Raw genomic sequence first — 1,108 nt, 5'->3', positions numbered from 1 at the left:
GGATGGACAATCAGTGAACTATTCAAATCCAGCGATAGTAACGCAATCAGGTATTTATACAGCTACTTGTACGACGAGTTGTGGGACAAGTGTAGCTAGCAATTCAGTGACCATTACAACAGGTAACCTTCCAAATGCACCGACGCTTACAGCGGATAAAACGAGCTTGTGTGCCGGAGATTTTGCTACCTTGACAGCAGCTAATTGCAGTGGAACCTTAAACTGGCGTAAAGATGGTCAGTCAGTGAACTATTCAAATCCGGCGGTAGTGACCCAGTCAGGTATTTATACAGCCACTTGTACGACAAATTGTGGGACGAGTGTAGCATCCAATAGCATTCAAATCACAACTGGAGGTATACCAAATGCGCCGACGCTTACAGCGGATAAAACGAGCTTGTGTGCTGGAGATTTTGCTACTTTGACAGCAGTCAATTGTAGTGGTACTTTAAGCTGGCGTAAGGATGGACAATCAGTGAACTATTCAAATCCAGCGATAGTAACGCAATCAGGTGTTTATACAGCTACTTGTACGACAAATTGTGGGACAAGTGTAGCTAGCAATTCAGTGACTATTACAACAGGTAATCTTCCAAATGCACCGACGCTTACAGCGGATAAAACGAGCTTGTGTGCCGGAGATTTTGCTACCTTGACAGCGGCGAATTGTAGTGGAACTTTAAGCTGGCGTAAGGATGGACAATCAGTGAACTATTCAAATCCAGCGATAGTAACCCAGTCAGGCGTTTATACAGCTACTTGTACAACCAGTTGTGGGACGAGTGTAGCATCCAATAGCATTCAAATCACAACAGGAGGTATACCAAATGCGCCGACGCTTACAGCGGATAAAACGAGCTTGTGTGCTGGGGATTTTGCTACTTTGACAGCGGCGAATTGCAGTGGTACTTTAAACTGGCGTAAGGATGGACAATCAGTGAACTATTCAAATCCAGCGATAGTAACGCAATCAGGTATTTATACAGCCACTTGTACGACAAATTGTGGGACGAGTGTAGCATCCAATAGTATCCAAATCACAACTGGAGGTATACCAAATGCACCGACGCTTACAGCGGATAAAACGAGCTTGTGTGCCGGAGATTTT

The 1,108-nt window shown here is 44.6% G+C and carries 1 pseudogene; it reads left to right on the top strand.

The window, feature by feature from the left end:
* Positions 1-1,108: pseudogene (locus tag WAA15_RS24410) on the top strand (hypothetical protein); the annotation flags it as partial.

The organism is Emticicia sp. 17c, assembly GCF_037153985.1.
GTDB lineage: Bacteria > Bacteroidota > Bacteroidia > Cytophagales > Spirosomataceae > Emticicia.
The sequence above is the reverse complement of the archived record's forward strand: the minus strand, read 5'-3'. Positions and strand labels throughout refer to the sequence as shown.